The 21,914-nt window shown below is 60.1% G+C and carries 17 protein-coding genes and 3 pseudogenes; 12 read left to right on the forward strand and 8 right to left on the reverse strand.

Going from position 1 to position 21,914, the window contains the following annotated elements:
• Positions 1-2 precede the first annotated feature (2 nt).
• The 4 genes and pseudogenes from ETW23_RS09445 to ETW23_RS09460 all read left to right on the forward strand — a co-directional run bounded on the left by ETW23_RS09445 (position 3) and on the right by ETW23_RS09460 (position 4,266).
• Entirely contained in the window at positions 3-1,631 is a 1,629-nt protein-coding gene (locus ETW23_RS09445) for a murein L,D-transpeptidase (RefSeq protein WP_134829847.1), read from the forward strand.
• A 39-nt stretch (positions 1,632-1,670) separates the two neighbouring features.
• Positions 1,671-2,743, forward strand: a pseudogene (lpxD, locus tag ETW23_RS09450) (UDP-3-O-(3-hydroxymyristoyl)glucosamine N-acyltransferase).
• Between the two features lie 48 nt (positions 2,744-2,791).
• Positions 2,792-3,049: an acyl carrier protein gene (locus ETW23_RS09455; RefSeq protein WP_129370852.1), complete on the forward strand. Its 258-nt coding sequence runs from the start codon at positions 2,792-2,794 to the stop codon at positions 3,047-3,049.
• 8 nt (positions 3,050-3,057) lie between these two features.
• A complete protein-coding gene (locus tag ETW23_RS09460) occupies positions 3,058-4,266 on the forward strand; it encodes a beta-ketoacyl synthase (protein ID WP_134829848.1) in 1,209 nt (402 codons plus the stop codon).
• Positions 4,267-4,332: 66 nt separating this feature from the next.
• On the opposite strand, the gene ETW23_RS09465 is transcribed toward ETW23_RS09460, so the two are convergent.
• Positions 4,333-4,971, reverse strand: a complete 639-nt coding sequence (locus ETW23_RS09465) for an invasion associated locus B family protein (RefSeq protein ID WP_129370854.1) — start codon at positions 4,969-4,971, stop codon at positions 4,333-4,335.
• 495 nt (positions 4,972-5,466) lie between these two features.
• Between ETW23_RS09465 and ETW23_RS09470 the strand changes: the two genes are divergently transcribed.
• Positions 5,467-7,011 (forward strand): helicase HerA-like domain-containing protein, encoded by a 1,545-nt coding sequence (locus ETW23_RS09470; RefSeq protein WP_134829849.1) that lies wholly within the window; start codon positions 5,467-5,469, stop codon positions 7,009-7,011.
• 109 nt (positions 7,012-7,120) lie between these two features.
• Here ETW23_RS09470 and ETW23_RS09475 read toward each other — a convergent pair whose 3' ends face one another.
• The 5 genes and pseudogenes from ETW23_RS09475 to ETW23_RS09495 form a co-directional block, all read right to left on the reverse strand.
• A complete protein-coding gene (locus tag ETW23_RS09475; protein ID WP_134829850.1) occupies positions 7,121-8,443 on the reverse strand; it encodes a branched-chain amino acid ABC transporter permease in 1,323 nt (440 codons plus the stop codon).
• Positions 8,440-9,450, reverse strand: a complete 1,011-nt coding sequence (locus ETW23_RS09480; RefSeq protein ID WP_134829851.1) for a branched-chain amino acid ABC transporter permease — start codon at positions 9,448-9,450, stop codon at positions 8,440-8,442. The genes ETW23_RS09475 and ETW23_RS09480 overlap by 4 nt, the downstream gene beginning before the upstream one ends.
• Positions 9,451-9,458: 8 nt before the next feature.
• A pseudogene (locus ETW23_RS09485) lies at positions 9,459-10,166 on the reverse strand (ABC transporter ATP-binding protein); the annotation flags it as partial.
• A gap of 87 nt (positions 10,167-10,253) precedes the next feature.
• Positions 10,254-11,039: an ABC transporter ATP-binding protein gene (locus tag ETW23_RS09490; RefSeq protein ID WP_129370860.1), complete on the reverse strand. Its 786-nt coding sequence runs from the start codon at positions 11,037-11,039 to the stop codon at positions 10,254-10,256.
• Positions 11,040-11,137: 98 nt separating this feature from the next.
• Positions 11,138-12,331 (reverse strand): ABC transporter substrate-binding protein, encoded by a 1,194-nt coding sequence (locus tag ETW23_RS09495; RefSeq protein WP_129370861.1) that lies wholly within the window; start codon positions 12,329-12,331, stop codon positions 11,138-11,140.
• A gap of 189 nt (positions 12,332-12,520) precedes the next feature.
• Between ETW23_RS09495 and ETW23_RS09500 the strand changes: the two genes are divergently transcribed.
• Positions 12,521-13,624, forward strand: coding sequence for a PQQ-dependent sugar dehydrogenase (locus ETW23_RS09500; RefSeq protein ID WP_134829852.1), 1,104 nt, complete (start codon positions 12,521-12,523; stop codon positions 13,622-13,624).
• 21 nt (positions 13,625-13,645) lie between these two features.
• Here ETW23_RS09500 and ETW23_RS09505 read toward each other — a convergent pair whose 3' ends face one another.
• A complete protein-coding gene (locus tag ETW23_RS09505; RefSeq protein WP_134829853.1) occupies positions 13,646-14,650 on the reverse strand; it encodes a GlxA family transcriptional regulator in 1,005 nt (334 codons plus the stop codon).
• Between the two features lie 181 nt (positions 14,651-14,831).
• Between ETW23_RS09505 and ETW23_RS09510 the strand changes: the two genes are divergently transcribed.
• Entirely contained in the window at positions 14,832-16,202 is a 1,371-nt protein-coding gene (locus ETW23_RS09510) for a class II 3-deoxy-7-phosphoheptulonate synthase (RefSeq protein ID WP_134829854.1), read from the forward strand.
• Positions 16,203-16,371: 169 nt separating this feature from the next.
• Here ETW23_RS09510 and ETW23_RS09515 read toward each other — a convergent pair whose 3' ends face one another.
• Positions 16,372-17,208 (reverse strand): PAS domain-containing protein, encoded by an 837-nt coding sequence (locus ETW23_RS09515; RefSeq protein WP_134829855.1) that lies wholly within the window; start codon positions 17,206-17,208, stop codon positions 16,372-16,374.
• A gap of 240 nt (positions 17,209-17,448) precedes the next feature.
• Between ETW23_RS09515 and ETW23_RS09520 the strand changes: the two genes are divergently transcribed.
• The 5 genes and pseudogenes from ETW23_RS09520 to ETW23_RS09540 all read left to right on the forward strand — a co-directional run bounded on the left by ETW23_RS09520 (position 17,449) and on the right by ETW23_RS09540 (position 21,896).
• A complete protein-coding gene (locus tag ETW23_RS09520; protein ID WP_134829856.1) occupies positions 17,449-18,345 on the forward strand; it encodes a YicC/YloC family endoribonuclease in 897 nt (298 codons plus the stop codon).
• A 16-nt stretch (positions 18,346-18,361) separates the two neighbouring features.
• Positions 18,362-19,002 (forward strand): annotated as a pseudogene (gmk, locus tag ETW23_RS09525) (guanylate kinase).
• On the forward strand, positions 18,999-19,520 hold the full coding sequence (locus tag ETW23_RS09530) for a gamma carbonic anhydrase family protein (protein WP_129370868.1): 522 nt from the start codon (positions 18,999-19,001) through the stop codon (positions 19,518-19,520). Before gmk ends, ETW23_RS09530 begins: the two are co-directional and overlap by 4 nt.
• A 70-nt stretch (positions 19,521-19,590) precedes the next feature.
• Complete coding sequence (locus ETW23_RS09535) at positions 19,591-20,631, forward strand: ATP-binding protein (protein ID WP_134829857.1); 1,041 nt, start codon at positions 19,591-19,593, stop codon at positions 20,629-20,631.
• A gap of 209 nt (positions 20,632-20,840) precedes the next feature.
• Complete coding sequence (locus ETW23_RS09540) at positions 20,841-21,896, forward strand: substrate-binding domain-containing protein (RefSeq protein ID WP_134829858.1); 1,056 nt, start codon at positions 20,841-20,843, stop codon at positions 21,894-21,896.
• The last annotated feature ends 18 nt before the right edge of the window (positions 21,897-21,914 follow it).

Below are 21,914 nucleotides of genomic sequence, written 5' to 3' on the forward strand. Positions count from 1 at the left end.
TTATGACGCGCGCATCCGCAGGAAACTTTTTGCCGGGGATTAAGGCCGGGCTATTTACCCTGGCCTTGGGCAGCCTGACCGCGGGGACTGTTTCCAGTTCAGCGCAGGCCGAAATTTCGGCGGCTTTCCGCCAAGCAGTGGCTGAAGCCGCCTCCGGCAGCGATGCCGTGGCCAAATTCTACCGCGAAAACGGATATCAGGCGATTTGGACAGGCACGGATGAGGCGTCGCGCCAGCGCCGAACCGCCTTGTTAGCGGCGTTGAACGAAACCAATGCCCATGGTCTGCCGGACCGTTCAGCCGAGGTCAGCGCGCTGCTGCAGCAAATGCGCGGTGTTCGCACCACACGTGATATCGGCACCATCGAGGCCGCGCTGAGCCAGGCACTGGTGGACTATGCGACAGACCTGCAAACCGGCCTGCTGGTGCCATCGCGGATCGACGATGGCATGGTGCGCAAGAAACATACGGTTGACGGGACCGGCTTTCTTGAGGGCATCCGGGATCAGCAGCCTTATGCTTATATGCGCAGCCTGGTGCCGGCATCGCCGCAATACCGCGGTTTGATGCGCGAAAAACTGCGGCTGGAGCAGATCCTTGCGGCGGGCGGCTGGGGGCCTGGTGTCAACGCCAAGAAACTGGAACCTGGTGATCAGGGGCCGGCTGTCATTGCCCTGCGGAACCGTCTGATGGCGATGGGGTATTTGCAGCGGAGCGCTGCACGCAGCTATGACGCCGCGCTGGAACAGGCTGTGCAAAGCTTTCAATCCGATCATGGATTGGAAACCGACGGCGTGGCTGGTGCTGGCACAATCGCCGAGGTAAACAAACCTGTCTCCAACCGCTTGAAGTCCATAATCATCGCGATGGAGCGTGAGCGCTGGCTGACACCGGACCGGGGTGAGCGGCACATTCTGGTCAACCAGACCGACTTCACCGCCAAGATCGTTGATAATGGCGATGTGACCTTTGAAACCCGTTCGGTAATCGGCAAGAATACACATGACCGCCGCAGCCCGGAATTCTCCGACGAGATGGAGCATATGGTGATTAACCCGAGCTGGTATGTGCCGCGCTCGATCATCACCAAGGAGTATCTGCCCAAGCTGCAGAGCAACCCTAATGCGGTCGGCCATATCCAAATCACCGATCGGCGCGGCCGGGTGGTAAACCGAGGGTCCGCTGATTTTTCACAGTATACTGCGCGGAACTTTCCGTTCTCCATGCGGCAGCCCCCCAGCAGCCGCAACGCGCTGGGACTGGTCAAATTCATGTTCCCGAACAAATACAACATCTATCTGCACGACACCCCGCAAAAGAGCCTGTTTGCCCGCGAAGTGCGCGCTTTCTCGCATGGCTGCATCCGGCTGGCGCAACCGTTTGAATTCGCCTATGCATTGCTGGCCAAGCAAAGCGAAAACCCGAAAGATTTCTTCCACCGTATCCTGAGCAGCGGCAAGGAAACCAAGGTGGAGCTGGAGCATAAGGTTCCGGTGCATATCATTTACCGGACTGCGGTTGTTTCGGGCAAAGGCCGCGCGGAGTTCCGCCGTGATGTCTATGGCCGCGACGCCAAGATCTGGGCGGCGCTGGAACGGGCAGGGGTGGTGCTGCCCGGCGTTCAAGGGTAAGTAGCAGGCCCACACAGGATTATTCTGAAAGGGCCTGCCATGTTCACTATCCGCCAGATCGCTGAGTCCCTGGGAATTGAAGCACAGGGCGACCTGGACCTGAAAATTGCGGGCGCGGCGGAGCCGCAGGATGCAAAGGCAGATCAGATTGCCATGGCCATGGCGCCGAAATACGCCGATGGCCTGACGGCAGGCGGGGCGCAGGCCGCGGTGCTGTGGGAGGGGGCGGACTGGCAAGCCTTCGGACTGAAAGCCGCGATTTTTGCGCCGCGTCCGCGCCTGACCCTGTCCGGCGTGACCGCCATTCTGGACCGCGGCCAGGGTTTCGCTGCCGGTATTCACCCCTCTGCAGTGATCGACCCCACGGCTAAGCTGGGAGAGGACGTGTCGGTTGGCCCGCTGGCTGTCATCGGTGCCGGCGCCGAAATCGGTGCCCGTTCGGTCATCGGTCCGCATTGCTACATCGGAACAGATGCGGTGATTGGCGAGGACGCCCAGTTGCGCGAAATGGTCTCGATCGGCGCCCGGGCAACCATCGGCGACCGTTTCCGCGCCCAGCCTGGCGCACGTGTCGGCGGCGATGGTTTTTCATATGTCACACCCGAAGTTTCCGGCGCTGAAAACGCCCGCAAGACTATGGGCGATCAGGGCGAAGCCAGGGTGCAGGCCTGGGTCCGCATCCACTCTTTGGGGGCGGTCACCATTGGCGATGACGTGGAAATCGGCTCCAACTGCACTTTGGACAACGGCACCATCCGCGATACGGTGATCGGCAATGGCAGCAAGCTCGACAATCAGGTGCATGTGGGCCACAACACCCGGGTCGGGAATGATTGCCTGCTATGCGGCCAGACCGGCATTTCCGGCTCTGTTGATGTCGGCAACAATGTGGTGCTGGGCGGCCAATGCGGCGTGGTCGACAATATTTTCATCGGCGACGGGGTGATCGCCGGCGGCGGCACCAAGATCCTGTCGAACGTGCCCGCGGCCGGGTGATCATGGGCTATCCCAGCGTCAAGATGGAGACCCACACTGAGATGTATAAAGCACAACGCCGCCTGCCGCGTTTGATGCGTGACATCGAATTGTTAAAAAAGGCTGTTTTCAAGTAACGGCGGAATTACTACATCTGCCTCAGCCACAACGTCGGGGATCTTCACATGAGCACGCAGGACAAGGTCATTGCAATTATTGCCGAACAGGCGGTTCTTGAGCCGTCGGATGTGACCCTAGACAGCACGTTGGAGGATCTGGGCATTGATAGCCTGGGCCTGGTGGAAAGCATCTTTGCCATTGAAGAGGAGTTTGATGTTTCTATCCCTTTCAATGCCAATGAACCCGAAAACAGTGATTTCAACATTTCCAATGTCGCGGCGATCGTCGAAGGCATCGACAAGCTGATTTTGGAAAAAGCGTAAGAAAGCCGATGAAGCGCGTCGTCATCACCGGGGCTGGAACCATCAATGCCCTGGGACATTCCGTGCCCGCCACACTGGAGGCCATGCGCGAAGGCCGTTGCGGCATTGGAGAATTGGAGTTTCGCGATGTGGACCGCCTGGCAATCCGCATCGGTGGTCAGGTCCGCGGATTTGAGGCAGAAGGGCGGTTCAACCGCCAACAGATGAGCCTCTATGACCGGTTCACCCAGTTCACCTTGACCGCGGCCAAAGAGGCGATCGAGCAATCAGGCCTGGAGTTCCATGGTGATCTGTCTGCCAAGGCCGGCGTGGTTCTGGGCAACTCCGGCGGCGGCATGCAAACGCTGGATGAGAACTACCGCAGCGTTTACGAGGACGGCAAGAACCGGGTGCACCCCTTTGTGGTGCCCAAGCTGATGAACAATGCGGCAGCCGGGCATGTGTCTATGCAGTTCAACCTCAAGGGTCCCAGTTTCACCGTGTCCACGGCCTGTGCGTCCTCCAATCACGCGATGGCGCAGGCGTTCCAGATGGTGCGCTCGGGTATGAGCCCGGCAATGATCACCGGCGGCTCTGAATCCATGCTGTGCTTTGGCGGGGTCAAGGCTTGGGAAGGGCTGCGGGTGATGTCCAAGGACGCCTGCCGCCCGTTCAGCGCCAACCGCAATGGCATGGTTCAGGGCGAGGGCGCGGGCATTTTTGTGTTCGAAGAGTATGAGCACGCCAGGGCACGCGGTGCAGAAATTCTGTGCGAAGTCATCGGCTTTGCCATGTCCTCGGACGCTTCCGACATCGTGATGCCCAGCAAGCAGGGCGCCGCCCGTGCCATTTCGGGTGCTTTGCTGGATGCCCGTATCAGCGCGTCTGAGGTAGGATATATCAACGCTCATGGCACCGGCACTGCCGCCAATGACAAGACCGAATGCGCTGCTGTCGCGGATGTATTCGGTCCCCATGCGGACAGCCTGATGATCTCCTCCACCAAGTCCATGCATGGCCATCTTATCGGCGGCACAGGTGCGGTGGAGCTGCTGGCCTGCATCATGGCGCTGCGCGACGGGGTGATTGCTCCGACTATCGGCTATGAAGAGCCTGATCCGGAATGTGCGCTGGATGTGGTGCCGAATGAGGCCCGCGAGGCCAAGGTCGATGTGGCCCTGTCCAACGCCTTTGCCTTTGGCGGGCTGAACGCGGTGCTGGCCCTGCGCAAGGTCTGAACCAAGCAAAGAAAAACGCCGCGGCCCGAAGGCGCGCGGCGTTTTCAGTTTTCAATGCCAGCAGGCTTATTGCTTGACCACGTCCACAACGTCAAAGCCGGCGGTGAAACCGTTCAGCGACAGTTTCATCTGCACCACTTGATCCGGTGCCGGCGCCGGACGCAGCGACAGAACGGCTTCCTTGCCTTTCCGGAAAGCGTCGATGTCGCCCTGTGTCAGGCCGATTTGCGCCACACAGCCCAGCTGGTTGCAAAACGAATAGTTGTAGCGTTTGGCCGGGGCGCCATCGATCGAGATCGTCAGAGCCGCGGGCAGCAGGGTTTCCAGCGGCACGATGACAGTGGCTCCGGCAACGGCCTGGCCGCCTTGCTGATCAATCCGGAACAGAGACACTTCGGCAATCGGGTTGCCTTGCGGACCTGCCAGCACCTGCAAAAGCGAGCAGGGATCGGTGCCGCTGTCAGTTTTGATGCAGGCCAGATCCCAATCGCCGTGCGTTTCCTTGGAATAACGGTCGCCAGCCCGGGGGCCATCGCTGACCGGTTCGCCCAGGTCCAGCAGCTGATCTGCAGTTGATTCTGTTTGTTCTGTCTGCTCAGCGGATTCCGCCCCCGCAGTCTCTTCCGCGGCTGTTTCCTGTGCCGCCAGCGGGGCGGACATGGCCAGCACTGCGGCAAGCGTGATCGGGGTCAGGGACTTCAACATGAATGCCTCATTTTTCTAAAGACGCTGGTTTTGCGTTTACCACGCCGGCCGGGTGGTGTCAGGCCAATAACAAATGATCTGCGGGGAAATCCGCGCAAAATGTTTCAAGCCCGGAAGTCACTGTACCGGAACAAAAAAGGGAACCGGATGGCCCCCTTTTTCGTGTTGTGTCTCCCCGTCGGACTGGCCGACTTAGTTATTGCGTAGGACGTTACGAAAGGGCTGGCCATCGGTCAACATGCAAGTTCAAAAAAAGTCGTGCAGACTTCAATTTAGGGGGAATGGAACCCTGGCTGTCCGGATCGCCGCGGTTTTTGCCTGTTTTGCAGGCAGTCCCGTCAAAAAAGAAGGCCGTGCACAAGGCACGGCCAGTCTGACAGGGAGGAAATGTCCGCCACTGCAACCGCATTTGCGGGGCGGGCAAGATTGACTATCGCACTGAAAAGTTAACGTTGTATTGTTATCCACAGGGAAAAAGACAGGCAGGGGACGGGCATGGCAGACAGTATCTTTCTGGGCGGCGGCGGCGAGGGGTATGGCACGCCGCAAGGGTTGGCACTGAAATACGCCAACCGGCATGGGCTGATCGCCGGGGCAACCGGCACAGGCAAGACTGTCACTCTGCAAATCCTGGCTGAAGGGTTTTCAAATGCCGGCGTGCCGGTGATCCTTGCTGATGTGAAGGGAGATCTGTCCGGCTTGGCAAAGCCTGGATCACCAAGCCACAAACTGCATGACGCCTTCACTTCGCGCGCGGAAAGAATCGGGTTTTCTGATTACTGCTATCATGCCTGCCCGGTCGCTTTTTGGGATCTCTATGGTGAGCAGGGCCACCCTGTGCGTACAACTGTTGCGGAAATGGGGCCGCTGCTGTTGTCCCGGTTATTGGAGCTGAGCGAAGCGCAGGAAGGTATTTTAAACATCGCGTTCAGACTGGCAGATGAAGACGCCTTGCCGCTGCTGGATTTAAAGGACCTGCAATCGCTGTTGGTCTGGATCGGCGAAAACCGGGCGCAGCTGTCCCTGCGCTACGGCAATGTGTCCCCGGCTTCTATCGGTGCTATCCAGCGGCGTCTGCTGGTACTGGAAAATCAGGGCGGTTCCGGCCTGTTCGGGGAGCCGGCATTGGCGCTCAGCGATCTGATGCGGTGCGATGATGCAGGTAAGGGCGTGATCAACATCCTGGCCGCAGACAAGCTGATGGCGGCGCCGGGGCTCTATTCAACCTTTTTGCTGTGGCTGCTGAGCGAGCTGTTCGAAGACCTGCCCGAGGTGGGCGACCCCGAGAAACCGCGCCTGGTGTTCTTTTTCGATGAAGCGCATCTCTTGTTTGAGGATGCGCCGAAAGCGCTGGTCGACAAGGTGGAACAAGTGGCGCGGCTGATCCGGTCCAAAGGGGTGGGGATCTATTTCGTCACCCAGAATCCGGCCGATGTGCCGGAGGATATCCTTGGCCAGCTTGGCAACCGTATCCAGCACGCGCTGCGGGCTTTTACTGCCAGAGACCGCAGAAATCTGAAACTGGCGGCGGAAACCTACCGCGAGAACCCTCGTTTTTCCACCGGAGAGGCAATTCGCGAGGTTGGCGTCGGGGAAGCCGTCACCTCAATGCTGCAGAAAAAAGGCGTGCCTGGCGTCGTTGAACGCACGCTGATCCGTCCGCCAAGTACACAGCTTGGACCGCTTACGGTTCAGGAGCGGGAGGAAATGCTGAAAGATTCGGACATGGCGGGGAAATACGACAAACCGCTGGACCGGCGGTCGGCCTATGAAATCCTGGCACAGCGAGCGGAGGCGGCGGCAGAGGAAGCGGAAACTTCCGAGGCTGCGGCAGAAGAAGCCCCGCAGCCGATGGCGCGGGAATTCAACGCCGCCCGCCGGTATTCCGGGTCTCGGGTCAGCCGCTCGTCTGCAAAGGTTTTCCGCAAGAAAGACACCTTTACCTCGGCAATGTCTGACGCGGTGATCAAGGAGCTGAAGGGCACGACCGGACGCCGGATTGTCCGCGGCATTCTCGGCAGCCTGTTCAAAGGGCGCTGAGCAAAGAAAAACGGGTTTGGCTTTACGCCAAACCCATGCCTCCGGCGGGAGTATTTTTCACCAGAAAGAAGCCAGAAGCGCCGCCCGGACTTCCAGGGCGGCGCTTGTTTTACTTTTCAGGGATCAGCCCGCGCGGACTGAATCTGAGGACAAGCAGCAGTATCAAGCCCATCGTGAACAGCCGCATGTGCGAGGCGCTCTCTACCAGATGCGCCTTCAGAGCGCTGCCTTCGGCCATGCCGGAGGTGACAGCTTCCATCAGCAGAATGCCCATCGGCTCCACTTTGATCCAGAAGAACCAGATCAGCATACCGCCCAGCACCGCGCCAAAGTTGTTGCCGGAACCGCCGACGATCACCATTACCCAGATCAGGAAGGTGAAACGCAGCGGGTTGTAGGTTCCCGGTGTCAGCTGGCTGTCGAGTGTGGTCATCATCGCGCCGGCAATGCCACAGATTGCGGAACCCAGCACGAAGATCTGCAGATGGCGGCGGGTCACGTTTTTGCCCATTGCCTCGGCTGCGGTCTCGTTGTCGCGGATTGCGCGCATCATCCGGCCCCAGGGGCTTTTCAACGCCATCTGCGCCATCCACAACAGCGCCAGCAGAACAGCGGTGAACATCAGCGCATAGCCTGCCTTGACGTAGATGGTTGAGGCTAGAACCGGGTCGAGACCAAATCCCGCAGCGCTCTCAACGAAACCCGGATCGTTCTGCAGATCCACTTCATAAGGCAGGGGACGGGGCAGGCCGACCACGTTCTTCACACCGCGCGACAGCCAGTCTTCGTTCTTGAGCACGGCAATGATAATCTCGGCGATGCCCAGCGTGGCAATCGCCAGATAGTCCGAACGCAGGCCCAAAGCGGTCTTGCCAATGAGCCAGGCAGCGCCCGCGGCCAGCAGCCCGCCGGCAGGCCAGGCCAGCAGCACTGGCAGGCCCAGGCCGCCAATGTTGCCCTGCAGTGCCGGGTTGATCGCCTCAACCGAACCAACCGCCGGATCAAAGATCGCACGGTAGACAAAGAAACCCACGATCATCATACCAGCCAGAACCAGCGCACGCAGTTTTCCCGCGGGCATGAACTTGGTGATCATGACCGCCGCCGCAACCGTCAGTGCGCCCATCACCAGCGCCATGACGATGCCTGCGCCGCCCGAAGACCAGGCCGCGGGGATCACCGGTGTCGACACCAATACCACAGCGAGCCCGCCAAGTGCTGTAAAGCCCATGATGCCGACGTTGAACAACCCGGCAAAGCCCCATTGGATGTTCACGCCGATCGCCATAATAGCCGAAATCAGCCCCATGTTCAGGATCACCAGCGCCGAGTTCCAGGAGCCGGAGAAGAACAGAAAGTCGGTCATGCCCTCAGCCAGGATCATCACGCCGACAAAGACGAAAAGAAGGGTATGTTTCATGGTATCGGTCATACCGCTTTCCCTTTGAAAAGGCCGGTGGGCTTGAACAGGAGGACAACAATCAGGATCGCAAAGGAAACCGCAAACTTGTAGTCGGTGCTGAGGAGCTGAACCAGCCCGTCAGGCGCCAAGCTGTCCGGCAGCCCGTAATTCAGAACCTTTTTCCAGGCATAGGTGATCGTCACTTCGGAAAACGCGATGATGAACCCGCCGGCAATTGCGCCCAGCGGGCTGCCGAGGCCGCCAACAATGGCCGAGGCAAAGATCGGCAGCAGCAGCTGGAAATAGGTGAAGGGTTTGAACGACTTGTCGAGGCCGTAAAGCACGCCTGCTATGGTCGCCAGCGCCGCCACAATCATCCAGGTGTACATCACCACGCGCTCCGGGTTGATGCCCGACAGCAGCGCCAGATCCTCGTTATCCGAGTAGGCCCGCATGGATTTGCCGGTGCGGGTTTTGTTCAGGAACCAGAACAGGGCCGCCACCACGATGATCGCGGTGATCACCGTGATGCCTTGGGTGGTCTTGATCGCCAGGCCTTCGTTCAGGCCGGTCATCTGCTTGAAAGCGCGCGCCTTGATGATGAAGCGCTCGCCGTCGGCAAACCGCTGGTCGCCGGGGCCGATGATGAAGCGCACGATGCCGTTCATCATGAACATCACCCCCAGCGAGACCATGACAAAGATCACCGGTTTGGCTTTCTGCTCGCGGTAAAAGCGATAGACGGTCCGGTCGGTCAACAGTGCCAGCCCGATGGTGCCCAGGATACCAAAGGGCAGGGCCAGCAGTGCCGTCGGCAAGACGCCAAAGCTGATGCCCATCGACTGAAAGGCCCAAGTGATCAGGATAGTAACCATGGCGCCGAACGCCATGGTGTCGCCATGGGCAAAGTTCGAGAACCGCAGGATCCCGTAGATCAGCGTCACCCCCAGCGCGCCAAGCGCCAGCTGGCTGCCATAGGCCAGCCCGGGGACAAGAACAAAATTGGTAAGCGCCACGAGGGCGTTGAGAAGATCCATCTATCAGCCCCCAGGAAAGATTTGCGCACTTCGGGATCCGCCAGCAGCTCTTGGCCGGTGCCGGTATAGGCATTGCGCCCCTGCACCAGAACATAACCTTTGTCTGCGATCTCAAGTGCTTGTTTGGCGTTCTGCTCCACCATCAGGACCGGCAGCCCGGTGCGGGCAACCTCAATGATCCGGTCGAACAGCTCATCCATCACAATGGGCGACACGCCCGCTGTGGGTTCGTCCAGCATCAAGACCTTGGGCTTGGTCATCAGCGCGCGGCCCACGGCCACCTGCTGCCGCTGGCCGCCTGACAGCTCACCCGCCGGCTGGTTGCGCTTGTCGCGCAGGATCGGGAACAGGCTATAGATCTGCTCAATTGTCCCTGAAAAATCATCGGTTCGGATAAAGGCACCCATCTCCAGGTTCTCCTCCACCGTCATCGAGGTGAAGATGTTGCTGGTCTGGGGCACAAACCCCATCCCCTTGACCACCCGGTCCTGCGGCGACAGCGCTGTGATATCCTCGCCGCCCAGCCGCACAGTCCCTGAATGCACGTTCAGCATCCCGAACACTGCCTTCATGGCGGTGGATTTACCGGCCCCGTTCGGGCCAACAATGACGGCGATCTCGCCGGGGTTCACGGCGATGGTGCAGTCATGCAGAATATCCGGCCCTTTGCCGTATCCGCCTGTCATGCAGTCACCTATCAGAAATGGTTCAGACATTCGCTGCCCCTTTCATCTTTCTGAAAATACTCCGGGGGAGCCGCGCAGCGGCGGGGGCAGAGCCCCAATAAGCAGCAAAGCAATCCATCACGTGTTTTCCAGCTTGTCTTTGTTCTTCAGGCCAGTGCCCAGGTAGGCCTCGATCACCTGCTCATTCGCTTTAATCTCGTCCAGGGTGCCTTCGGCCAGCTTTTTGCCTTCGGCCATGCAGATCACCGGATCGCACAGGCGGCCGATGAATTCCATGTCGTGCTCAATGACGACAAAGGTATAGCCGCGCTCCTCGTTCAGACGCTTGATCGCATCGGCGATGGTATAAAGCAGGGTGCGGTTCACGCCGGCGCCGACCTCATCCAGAAAGACGATTTTGGCATCAACCATCATGGTGCGGCCCAGTTCCAGCAGCTTCTTCTGGCCGCCGGATACCTGTCCTGCCTTCAGATCGGCGATATGGCTGATGGTGAGGAACTCCAGCACCTCATCCGCTTTGGCCCGCAGCGCGCGTTCCTCGTCAGCGATGCGTTTGCGGCCGAACCAAGTGTTCCACAGGGTCTCGCCTGATTGCGCGCCCGGCACCATCATCAGGTTTTCCCGGCACGTCATGGATGAGAACTCATGCGCGATCTGGAAGGTGCGCAAGAGCCCCTTGTGGAACAGCTCATGCGGCGGCAGGCCGGTGATATCCTCACCATCCATGGTGACACGGCCAAAGGTCGGCGGCAAAACACCCGCGATTACATTGAACAAAGTGGTCTTGCCGGCCCCGTTCGGGCCGATCAAACCGGTTATGGACCCCTTAGCGATTTCCAGCGAAGCGCCGTCCACCGCATGGAACCCGCCGAAGTGCTTATGCAAGTCCTCGACGACGATCATGACATTTCATCCCCTGCCGCGGTTTTGCGGCGTTTTAAATTTGGAACAGCCCGGGCGGAACCCGGGCTGATCATTTTCTGTGTCTTTTCAGGTTCGTATCAGCGGAACTTGACGGTTTCGATCTTGCCGCCTTTGACTTCAACTTCGCGGTAAGAACCCGCGCTTTCACCCGGTCCGATCAGCTCAACGCCGGTTGCGCCCTGATAATCAATCTCACCGCCGGCGGCGAGGATTTCCAGTGCCTTGCCCAATTCGCCGGGGTTGATCGGCTCGCCGGGACCATTGGCAACATCAAGGATCTTGCCCATGTAGTCCGCCGGTTTGGTCGAATTGGCAGCCTGCATCGCCAGCAGGAACAGCGCAGCGGCATCATAGGATTCCGGCGCATAAGCCGACGTGCCGTCAAAACCTGCTTCCTTGGCCATTTCAGCAAATACCTTGGAGCCTTCGCTGTCCGAGCCTGCGATCTGGCCGAAAGAACCATCCAGGTCCGGGCCGACGTTCTGCGGCAGGGAATCCCCGATCATGCCGTCGGGCAGGCCGAACATGTCAAACGCGCCGCTGTCCAGCGAGCCTTGGATGATGCCCAGACCGCCCTGGTCCAGGTAACCGGCAACAACCAGCACGTCGCCGCCAGCCGAGGCCAGCGCGCCGACTTCAGCCGAATAATCGCCCTTGCCGTCTTCGTGGGCCGCAACGATGGTGACTTCGCCGCCGGAGGCTTCGAAGGCGGATTGGATCGAATCCGCAAGACCTTTGCCGTAGTCGTTGTTGGTGTAGGTCAGTGCGATCGACGAGACGCCGCGCTCTTTCAGCACGTCTGCCATGATCTCACCCTGGCGCGCGTCCGAAGGCGTGGTGCGGAAGAACAGGCCGTTGTCTTCCATCGTGCTCAGCCCGGGCGAGCTGGCGGAAGGAGAAATCATCACCATGCCGTTCGGAATGGCCACGTTCTGCAGAACTGCGCCGGTCACGCCCGAGCAATCGCCGCCGACGATGCCGTTGACGCCTTCTGAGATGATTTTCTCGGCGTTGGCCACAGCCAGGCCGTTGTCGACACAGCCGTTGTCAGCACGAACAGAGCTGACGGTCGCGCTGTCCAGCAGTTTGCCGGATTTGGTGACTTCTTCCATCGCCAGTTCAGCGCCGCTGGCCATTGCCGGTGTCAGCGATTCAATCGGACCGGTGAATCCGAACAGGATGCCGAGCTTAACTTCCTTGGCGTGGCCGCCGGCATATGCGGTGCCAGCCGTCAGCGCAGCGGCCGCGGTGGCCATCAGCAGTTTCTTCATTTGAAAACTCCCATTGTTGGAACAAAAATGTTCACATCGGACCCTAGGCAAGCCGGTTCCAAAAGAAAAGTCCTATTGAACCGGAACAGTTTTCCCCGGGCCGCTTGGTTTATGCTGCACCTCCATATGATCCCCGGATGCAGCGCGGGCGTGGATTTACAAGGGAATCAAGAGAAGGAAAAGACCTCAATGCTGCAGTATTCACGCCTTTTGACGGTAGCCGCCGCGCTGATGACGGTTTTCACGGCTTCTTATGCAGAAAACCTGCCGACCAGTCAGGGCGGCCTGAGTGTGACCCGGATAGCCGATGGATTTGATGTGCCCTGGGCATTTGATTTTCTTCCCGGCGGCGGCCTGCTGGTGACAGAACGCGATGGGCAGTTGTTTCATGTCCGCGCAGGGCGCAAGGAACGTATCAAAGGGGTGCCGCCCGTTGCCGCCGAAGGGCAGGGCGGCCTGCTGGATGTGATGGTGCCAAGGGATTTCGCCCAAAGCCGCGAGGTTTTCTTGACCTTTGCCAGGCGCCAGGGCCGCGGTGCAGGCACCGCGCTGGCTGTTGGGCGGCTCAGCCAGGACAACAGCCGGCTGGAAAACGTCCGGGTTCTGTTCGAAGCCGCACCGGGCGCATTAGGCGGGCGGCATTTCGGTGCCCGCGTGGTGGAGGCGAAGGACGGCAGCCTGTTCGTTTCGCTGGGCGAGCGCGGCGACCGGCCCAGTGCCCAGAACTTGCGGCTGCACCAGGGATCGGTGGTGCGGATCAACCGCGACGGCTCGGTGCCCGCCGGCAATCCGTTCACTGGCACTCAAGGCGCGCAGCCGGAGATCTGGTCCTACGGGCACCGCAATCCGCAGGGCATGGCGCTGGATCTGCAGGGCAACCTGTGGGTTGCGGAACACGGTGCCAAAGGCGGCGATGAGGTGAACCGGGTCCGCAAGGGCGCCAACTACGGCTGGCCGGTGATTTCTTACGGGCGCCATTATTCGGGGAGCAAAATCGGCGAAGGCACCGCGAAACCAGGAATGGAGCAGCCTGAATGGTATTGGGATCCCTCCATCGCACCGTCCGGCATGATGATTTACTCCGGCCGGATGTGGCCGCAGTGGCGCGGAGACATCTTCGTAGGCTCGCTGAAGTTCGACTATATTTCCCGGCTCTCGGGAACACCGCTGAAAGAAGCAGAGCAGCTGCGCAGCAGTGAAACCGGGCGCATCCGCGATGTGCAGGAGGCGCCCGACGGCAGCATCTGGTTTGCGTCTGAAAGCGAGGGCGCGGTGTTCAGGCTCGCGCGCTGACAGGCCGGAAGGCCGCGCGGATCACACCTTATAGGATGCCGCCTTGCTGCCGCGTTCGCGGTAGGGGGTGGTGTCGTAATGCGCCCGGTAGCATTTGGAAAAATGCGACGGCGAGGCAAAGCCGCAGGCCAGTGCCACGTTGATCACGCTCATATCTGTCTGCATCAGCAGGTTGCGCGCCTTTTGCAGCCGGATTTCCATGTAATAGCGCTTGGGTGAGCGGTTCAGGTAACGGCGGAACAGACGTTCCAGCTGGCGGGTGGACATGCCGACGTCCTGCGCCAGAACCGACGGGCTGATCGGCTCTTCGATATTGGCTTCCATCATCTGGATCACCATCGACAGCTTCGGATGGCGCACCCCGATGCGGGTCGGGATCGACAGGCGCTGGGTGTCCTGGTCGGTCCGGATGGAAGAATAGATCAGCTGGTCGGCCACCGCATTGGCCAGCTCCTCGCCATGGTCATTGGCAATCAGCTTGAGCATCAGATCGATGGACGAGGTGCCGCCGGCGGTGGACAGCCGGTTGCCATCAATCACAAAGACCGATTTGGTCAGGTCAACCTCGTCGAACTCCTCGGCAAAGCTGTCGGCGTTTTCCCAGTGAATGGTCGCCTTCTTACCGTCCAGCAGACCGGCCTTGGCCAATGTGTAAGATGCGGTGCACAGCCCGCCGATGGTCAGTCCTTTGCGTGCTTCGCGGCGCAGCCAGGCCAAGAGCTTTTTGGTGGTGGATTCCTGCACATCAATGCCAGAGCACAGCATGACCACATCATCGCGGTGCAGGTCGTTCAGATCGCCGTCCAGATTGAACGTGGTGCCGGCCGAACAGGTCACCGTTTCACCGCCTTCACCGATCAGCGTCCAGGCATAGGTGTCCTTCCCATGCATCCGGTTGGCAATCCGCAGGCATTCGACAGCCGATGCATAGGAAAGCATCGTGAACTTGTCGAGAAGCACAAAAACGAACCGCTTTGGCTGGCCGGCGTCAACTCCAGAATCAGCAGGCTTGCGTGGCGTCTGCATGGCGGGCGTCCTTCAAGAAACAATTCGGGCCGCGGCAGCACGCTCCGCGGCAGGTCGGAAAACCGTGCTCACAGCTTGGACCCGGGGTCAAGTGGGCGCAATTCTAAACTGGTCACTCCGATGCGGATTTTGTATAGAGCACTCAACCTGATCTAAAGACCTCTGATGCGGAGATAAAGTCATGAGCGAATGGCAAAAAACGGACTGGCGCAACAAGCCGCGGGTTCAAATGCCGGACTATACCGATGCGGCGGCGCTGAATGCGGTCGAGGCTCAGCTTTCCAAATTCCCGCCGCTGGTCTTTGCCGGCGAAGCGCGCCGCCTTAAACAGCACCTGGGTGCTGCAGGGCGCGGTGAAGCTTTTCTGCTGCAGGGCGGCGATTGCGCCGAAAGCTTTGACCAGTTCAGCGCTGATGCGATCCGCGACACCTTCATGGTGATGCTGCAGATGGCGATGGTGCTGACCTATGGCGCCAAGGTGCCGGTGGTGAAAGTGGGCCGTATGGCCGGCCAGTTCGCCAAGCCGCGCAGCGCGCCAACCGAAACCATTGATGGCGTTGAGCTGCCCAGCTACCGCGGCGACATCATCAACGAGCTGGACTTTACCTCTGCCGCGCGCATTCCCAACCCGCAGAAGATGCTGCAGGCCTATACCCAGGCCGCTGCAACGCTGAACCTGCTGCGCGCTTTCTCCACCGGCGGGTTTGCCGACATGAGCCGGGTGCATTCCTGGACCCTGGGCTTTACGGATGAACAGGAAGTCCAGAAATACAGCGAAATCGCAAACCGTATTCAGGATACGATCGATTTCATGGCTGCCGCCGGCATAACCGCCGACACCACCCACGAATTCTCGACCGTGGATTTCTACACCAGCCACGAAGGGCTGCTGCTGGAATATGAGGAAGCGCTGACCCGGCTTGATTCGACCTCCGGCAAATGGCTGGCCGGTTCCGGCCACATGATCTGGATTGGCGACCGCACCCGACAGCCTGACGGTGCCCATGTGGAATTCTGCCGCGGCGTGCTGAACCCGGTTGGCCTCAAATGCGGCCCGACCACCACCGCCGAGGATCTCAAGGTGCTGATGTCGCGCCTTAACCCGGAGAACGAAGAGGGCAAGCTGACGCTGATCGCCCGCTTCGGCGCAGGCAAGGCCGGCGAGCACCTGCCGCGTTTGGTCAAGGCGGTCAAGGAAGAGGGCGCCAATGTCACCTGGGTCTGCGACCCGATGCATGGCAACACCATCAAATCCTCCACCGGTTACAAAACCCGCCCCTTCGACAGTGTTCTGCGCGAAGTGCGCGACTTCTTCGGCGTCCACAAGGCCGAAGGCACTATTCCGGGCGGCGTGCATTTCGAGATGACCGGCCAGGACGTGACCGAATGCACCGGCGGCGTCCGCGCGGTGACTGATGAGGATCTGAGCGACCGCTACCACACCGCCTGCGATCCGCGCCTGAACGCCAGCCAGTCGCTGGAACTGGCCTTCCTGGTGGCCGAGGAACTGTCTGCATTGCGGGCCGCGCAAAACACCCGCCAGGCTGGCTGAGAACCTGGACAGGCCGCGCGCTGTCACGGCGCGTGGCTTTTTGAAACATTGCTCATGTAAAAAAGGCGCCCCGGGGTTCTCCCTCGGGGCGCAGTCGCTTCAAGTGCTATGACCTTGGACTTGAATTGAAAATACTTATGCGGCGGGACCGTATTCCGGCGCCCGCATGTCAGTCGCGGCTAACAATCAAACGCAGATGCGAAGCCCCTTTGCGCTTACCTTTGTTCGGGTCCGCCGCCTTTGCGGTTGTATCTGCCGGTTCGCCAAGTTTACCTGCGCGGCTGCGTTCCAGCAGCGCCTTGGCCTCGTCCATAATTGAACGTTCAGGTTTGAACCGCGCCTGGGTTTCTGCAAAACCCGGGTTTGGCTGGTTTGCGTCCCGGCCCTCGTCTGCGGCTGAAACCCGCGGTTTGGCTTTGAACCCGGCAGCACCAGGGGCTTTGCCGACCGCGCGCATTTCGATCGACGAGATCGAGAAACGCTGCGAGGTGGCGGCCGCCCCGTCATCCGCGACCAGAACCCCCAGAACCCGGCTGATATCGCCCAGGTCGCTGCGCAATGGCAGCAGCAGCATGCGGGCGTCGCGCGGTGTGCGCTGGCGCGGCGCTTCGATTTGCAGCTCCAGCTCAATAATGGCGGGGGTTTCGAACATGTGCTCCATGGCCGAGCTTAGCTGTTTGCGGGCCTCGGTGGTAAAAAACGCCGTCACCGGCATGCCGCGCACTTCCATACCCGCCATTTCGTTCACCAGCGTTCCGGCAAGGCGGAAGCGGGCAATACCAGGTGCGATCCGTTCCAGAATGAATGTATTGCTCAGGATGTTTTCCAGCCCGCGCGGATCAATCTGCGAGCGGCTGGGCACATCATCACCGCGCCGCAGCGCGGTCCAATAGGCTTCCGCTTGGCGCAACGGCGATTGTGAACCGCCTTTGCGGAAGCGGTTCATGGAAATAACCTTGTCTTGACCTGTCTGCACTTCAGTTCCGCTGCGGCTGCCAAAAAACATATCTTCATCCCCTTCAACCCCGGCCTTCCCTTTGGTCGCGGCAACCGGTGGCTGCGTTAACTCTTAGGGCCGGCTTGGTTACCCTGAAGTTAAGATGACACAATCTAAATCAAATTTGGACTACTTCTTTAAGCAATGGTTAACGCGATAGGCGCGCTGCGGTTATGCGATTGGACTTGCACCCTATACTTTCGAGACAGTAGAGCTGATCAATCACCAGCGACTAAGAGGGCCTGCCCGATGACCATCCGCAGCATGACCGCCTTTGCCTCGGCGCAGGGCAGCTCTGATCAGCACAGCTGGAGCTGGGAGCTCCGATCGGTCAACGCCAAGGGTTTGGACCTGCGGCTGCGGGTGCCGGATTGGCTGGAAGGTCTTGAAAATCTTATCCGTTCGACACTGGGTAAGGCGTTGGCACGGGGAAATGTCTCGCTCACTTTGCGCATTTCGCGCAACGAAGACGGCGCCGGTCAGATGCAGGTAAATGCCGCCATTCTTCAATCGGTGATCAAATCCTTGGCTGAGACACAATCCATTGCCAAGCAGAACCGGGTGGAAATCCGCCCGGCCTCAGCCGCCGAAGTTCTGACCTTTAAAGGGGTGCTGGAGCAGTCGGCAGGCGGCGATGATCCGGCGCCGCTGGTTGCTGTACTCAGCAAGGAACTGGAAACTCTTGTGGCGGAATTCGTGCAAATGCGCGAAGCCGAGGGTGCCGCACTTGCCCAAATCCTTAACAGCCAGCTGCAGCAGGTCGCCGCGCTGACGGCCCAGGCCGGGGAGCGTGCCGAAGAGCGCAAGTTGAAAATGGCGGAGACGCTTAAGGCCAACCTGGCGCGCGTCATGGACAATGCCGATGGCGCGGATCCTGACCGTGTGGCCCAGGAGCTGGCCCTGATCGCGGTCAAGGCGGATGTGACAGAAGAACTCGACCGTCTTGGTGCCCATGTGACCGCTGCCCGCGATCTTCTGGCCAAGGGCGGCGCGGTGGGCCGTAAATTCGACTTCCTGATGCAGGAGTTCAACCGCGAGGCCAACACGCTGTGTTCAAAAGCGCAGCACAGCGCCTTGACGGCGGTCGGGCTTGAGCTGAAAACCGTGATCGACCAGATGCGCGAGCAGGTGCAGAACATAGAATAAGAAAAGGAGTGCCCAGATGGCGGACCGCCGCGGCCTTTTGATCATCCTCTCATCGCCTTCGGGCGCCGGTAAATCCACTTTGGCCCGCCGCCTGATGGCCTGGGACCCGGGCCTCAAATTCTCGGTCTCGGCCACCACCCGCGCGCCGCGCCCGGGGAGGAGCACGGCCGCGAGTATTTCTTCATGTCCGAAGATGAGTTCCGCCAGAAGGTGGCCGAAGGCGGCATGCTGGAGCACGCCCATGTGTTCGGTAACTTTTACGGCTCCCCCGCAGGCCCGGTAAAAGACACCATCGAGGCCGGCCAGGACGTGCTGTTCGACGTCGATTGGCAGGGTGAAATCCAGATCCGAAATTCGGACCTGGGCAAGCACGCGCTGTCGATCTTCATCCTGCCGCCGTCGATCCCCGAACTGCGCCGCCGTCTGGAGACCCGTGCCCAGGACAGCGACGAGGTGATTGGTAAGCGGATGCAGAAAAGCTGGGATGAGATCAGCCATTGGGGCTACTATGATTACGTGCTGGTCAACGATGATCTGGATGAGACCGAGGCGCGGCTGAAAACCATTGTCGAGGCGGAGCGTATGCGCCGCATCCAGCAGCCCAGGCTGCAGGATCACGTCCGCAACCTGCAAACCCAGTTCGAGGAACAGTCATGACCCTGTACGCTCTTGGTGAGCATCAGCCGCAGATCCACGCAGACACCTGGGTCGCCCCGGACGCCAATCTGATCGGCAAGGTGGTAATGGAAGCAGGCGCCTCGGTCTGGTTCGGCGTCACCATTCGCGCCGACCACGAGGAAATCCGGATCTGCGAAGGCACCAACGTGCAGGAAAACGTGGTGATGCACATTGATGCAGGCTACCCGCTGACCATCGGAAAGAACTGCACCATCGGCCACAAGGCGATGCTGCATGGCTGCACTATCGGTGAAAACACCCTGGTTGGCATGGGCGCCACCATCCTGAATGGTGCGAAGATCGGCAAGAACTGCCTGATCGGGGCAGGGGCATTGATTACCGAGAACAAGGAAATCCCCGACAACTCGCTGGTGATGGGAAGCCCTGGCAAGGTGGTGCGTGAAGTGGACGCCGAGCTGGCCGAAAAACTCACCCAAAGCGCGCTGCTGTATCAGGACAACATGCGCCGCTTCCGCGCAGAGCTGAAACCGCTGTAATCGGGCCGGCTGCCACATCAGCTTTACACAGCGGCGCTAGACAGGCCGGGAATGTAATCGCGGGGTACAGATGACGACCGATCAGATTGACGGGTTTCTGGCGGCGATCCCGCTGCCTGCCGTGATGGTGGATCAGACCGAACGCTTCATCGCTGTGAACAGCGGCGCCGAGACGCTGCTGGGGCAGGCGATCAGGGGCCGCCACTTTGCCACCATCCTGCGCCAGCCCAGCGTCGCCACAGCCATTGAGGCCTGCCTGAACGACAAGGAGTCCCGGACCGCGCGGCACCTGTCCAACGATGGCGCCCAAGACACTGCTTACACGGTCACCCTGCGATATGTCCCTGGCATTGGCGCTGTTGGCGGCGGCGCGGCCCTGGTTTGTTTTGATGACATTACCGAGCGTGAGCAAGCCAGCCAGATGCGCCGCGATTTTGTGGCCAATGTCAGCCATGAGCTGCGCACGCCGCTGACGGCTTTGATCGGCTTTATCGAAACCCTGCGCGGCCCGGCCAAAGATGATGCCGCTGCCCGGGACCGTTTCCTGACGATTATGGAGGGTGAGGCCAGCCGGATGAACCGCCTGGTCGGGGACCTCCTGTCGCTGAACCGGGTCGAAAGCGAAGAACGGGTGCGCCCCAAGCAGAGCGTCGATCTGGCCGCCCATCTGGCGACGACGCTGAAAACCCTCGCTCCGGTCGCCGAGGCGCGCGGCGTATCAATGGGCTTGAAGGTGCCGCAGGACAGTGCGACGGTCACCGGCGACCCCGATCAGCTGCAGCAGGTGTTCACCAACCTGGTCGAAAACGCGGTCAAATACGGAGGCGATCGGGTCCGCGTCGAGCTTAGCTTTACAGAACGGGAGCCGTCGGTGCGCGTGCCTGCAGCCCGTGTTCAAGTGATCGACAACGGGCCTGGCATCGACCCCGTTCATCTGCCGCGCCTGACAGAACGGTTCTACCGCGCCGACAGCCACCGCTCGCGTGAGATGGGCGGAACCGGGCTGGGGCTGGCCATTGTAAAACACATCATCAACCGCCACCGCGGACGGCTGCGGGTGGAAAGCGATCTGGGCCAGGGGTCTGTTTTCACAGTGATCCTGCCCAAGTAGGCCGTCTATCTGAAAACACTGCTTGGGCATTCAAGCCGCCGCCGGACGCCCCGGCGGCGGTTTTCTTCTTTCGTGTTACTTTTTTGCTGCCGAAACGCGGTTTGTCATGCCGCTGTTACACTGCCGTCACAAAAGGCTCATCAGCGGCTTCTACGAGGGGCCTGGATCATCGACGCGGTGATCGACCTTAGAAACTCTTGGAGACACAAATGTCCTTTGTGAAACTGACCGCTTCCACCCTGGCAATCGCCGCCGTTTCAGCCACCGCAGCAGCTGCCCGCGACCAGGTGCAGGTTGCCGGTTCGTCGACCGTTCTGCCCTATGCTTCGATCGTGGCAGAAGCGTTTGGCGAAAACTTCGATTTCCCGACCCCGGTTGTGGAATCCGGCGGCTCCTCCGCTGGTCTCAAGCGCTTCTGCGAAGGGGTGGGTGAGAACACCATCGACGTCGCCAATGCCTCGCGCAAGATCAAGGACAAGGAAATCGCCGCCTGCGCCGAAAACGGCGTGACCGGCATCATTGAGGTCCGTATCGGTTATGACGGCATCGTTTTTGCCTCGGACATCAACGCGCACTCTTTTGAATTCACCCCGACGGACTGGTTTCTGGCGCTGTCCGACAAGATCATGGTCGACGGCGAACTGGTCGGCAACCCGAACACCACCTGGGCCGACGTGAACCCGGATTTCCCCGCCGTGGACATCCAGGCTTTCGTTCCGGGCACCAAGCACGGCACCCGCGAAGTCTTTGAGGACAAGGTGATCCTGGCCGGCTGCGAAGCCACCGGCGCGTTTGAGCACCTGCTGGCCCACGCAACCGGCGACAGTGACAAAGCCAAGAAAAAAGCAGCCGAGAAAGCCTGCATCGCCCTGCGCACCGACGGTAAATCGGTCGACATTGACGGCGACTACACCGAGACCCTGGCCCGTATCGAGAGCAACCAGGACGGCATCGGCGTCTTTGGCCTGGCGTTTTATGAGAACAACACCGACAAGCTGCAAGTTGCCACCATGTCCGGCATCGTGCCTTCGACCGAAAGCATCGCAACCGGCGAATACCCGGTCTCCCGCCCGCTGTTCTTTTACGTGAAGAAAGCCCACATCGGCGTGATCCCGGGCCTGAAGGAATACGCGGAATTCTTCGTTGCTGACGAAGTTGCCGGCGAAGACGGCCCGCTGGCCGAATACGGTCTGGTTGCCGACCCGGAACTGGCGGACACCCAGGAATCTGTTTCCAACGAGGCCGTGATGGGCGGCAACTCCTAAGACGCCCTGTGTGCGATT

It is taken from the genome of Leisingera sp. NJS201, assembly GCF_004535885.1.
GTDB lineage: Bacteria > Pseudomonadota > Alphaproteobacteria > Rhodobacterales > Rhodobacteraceae > Leisingera.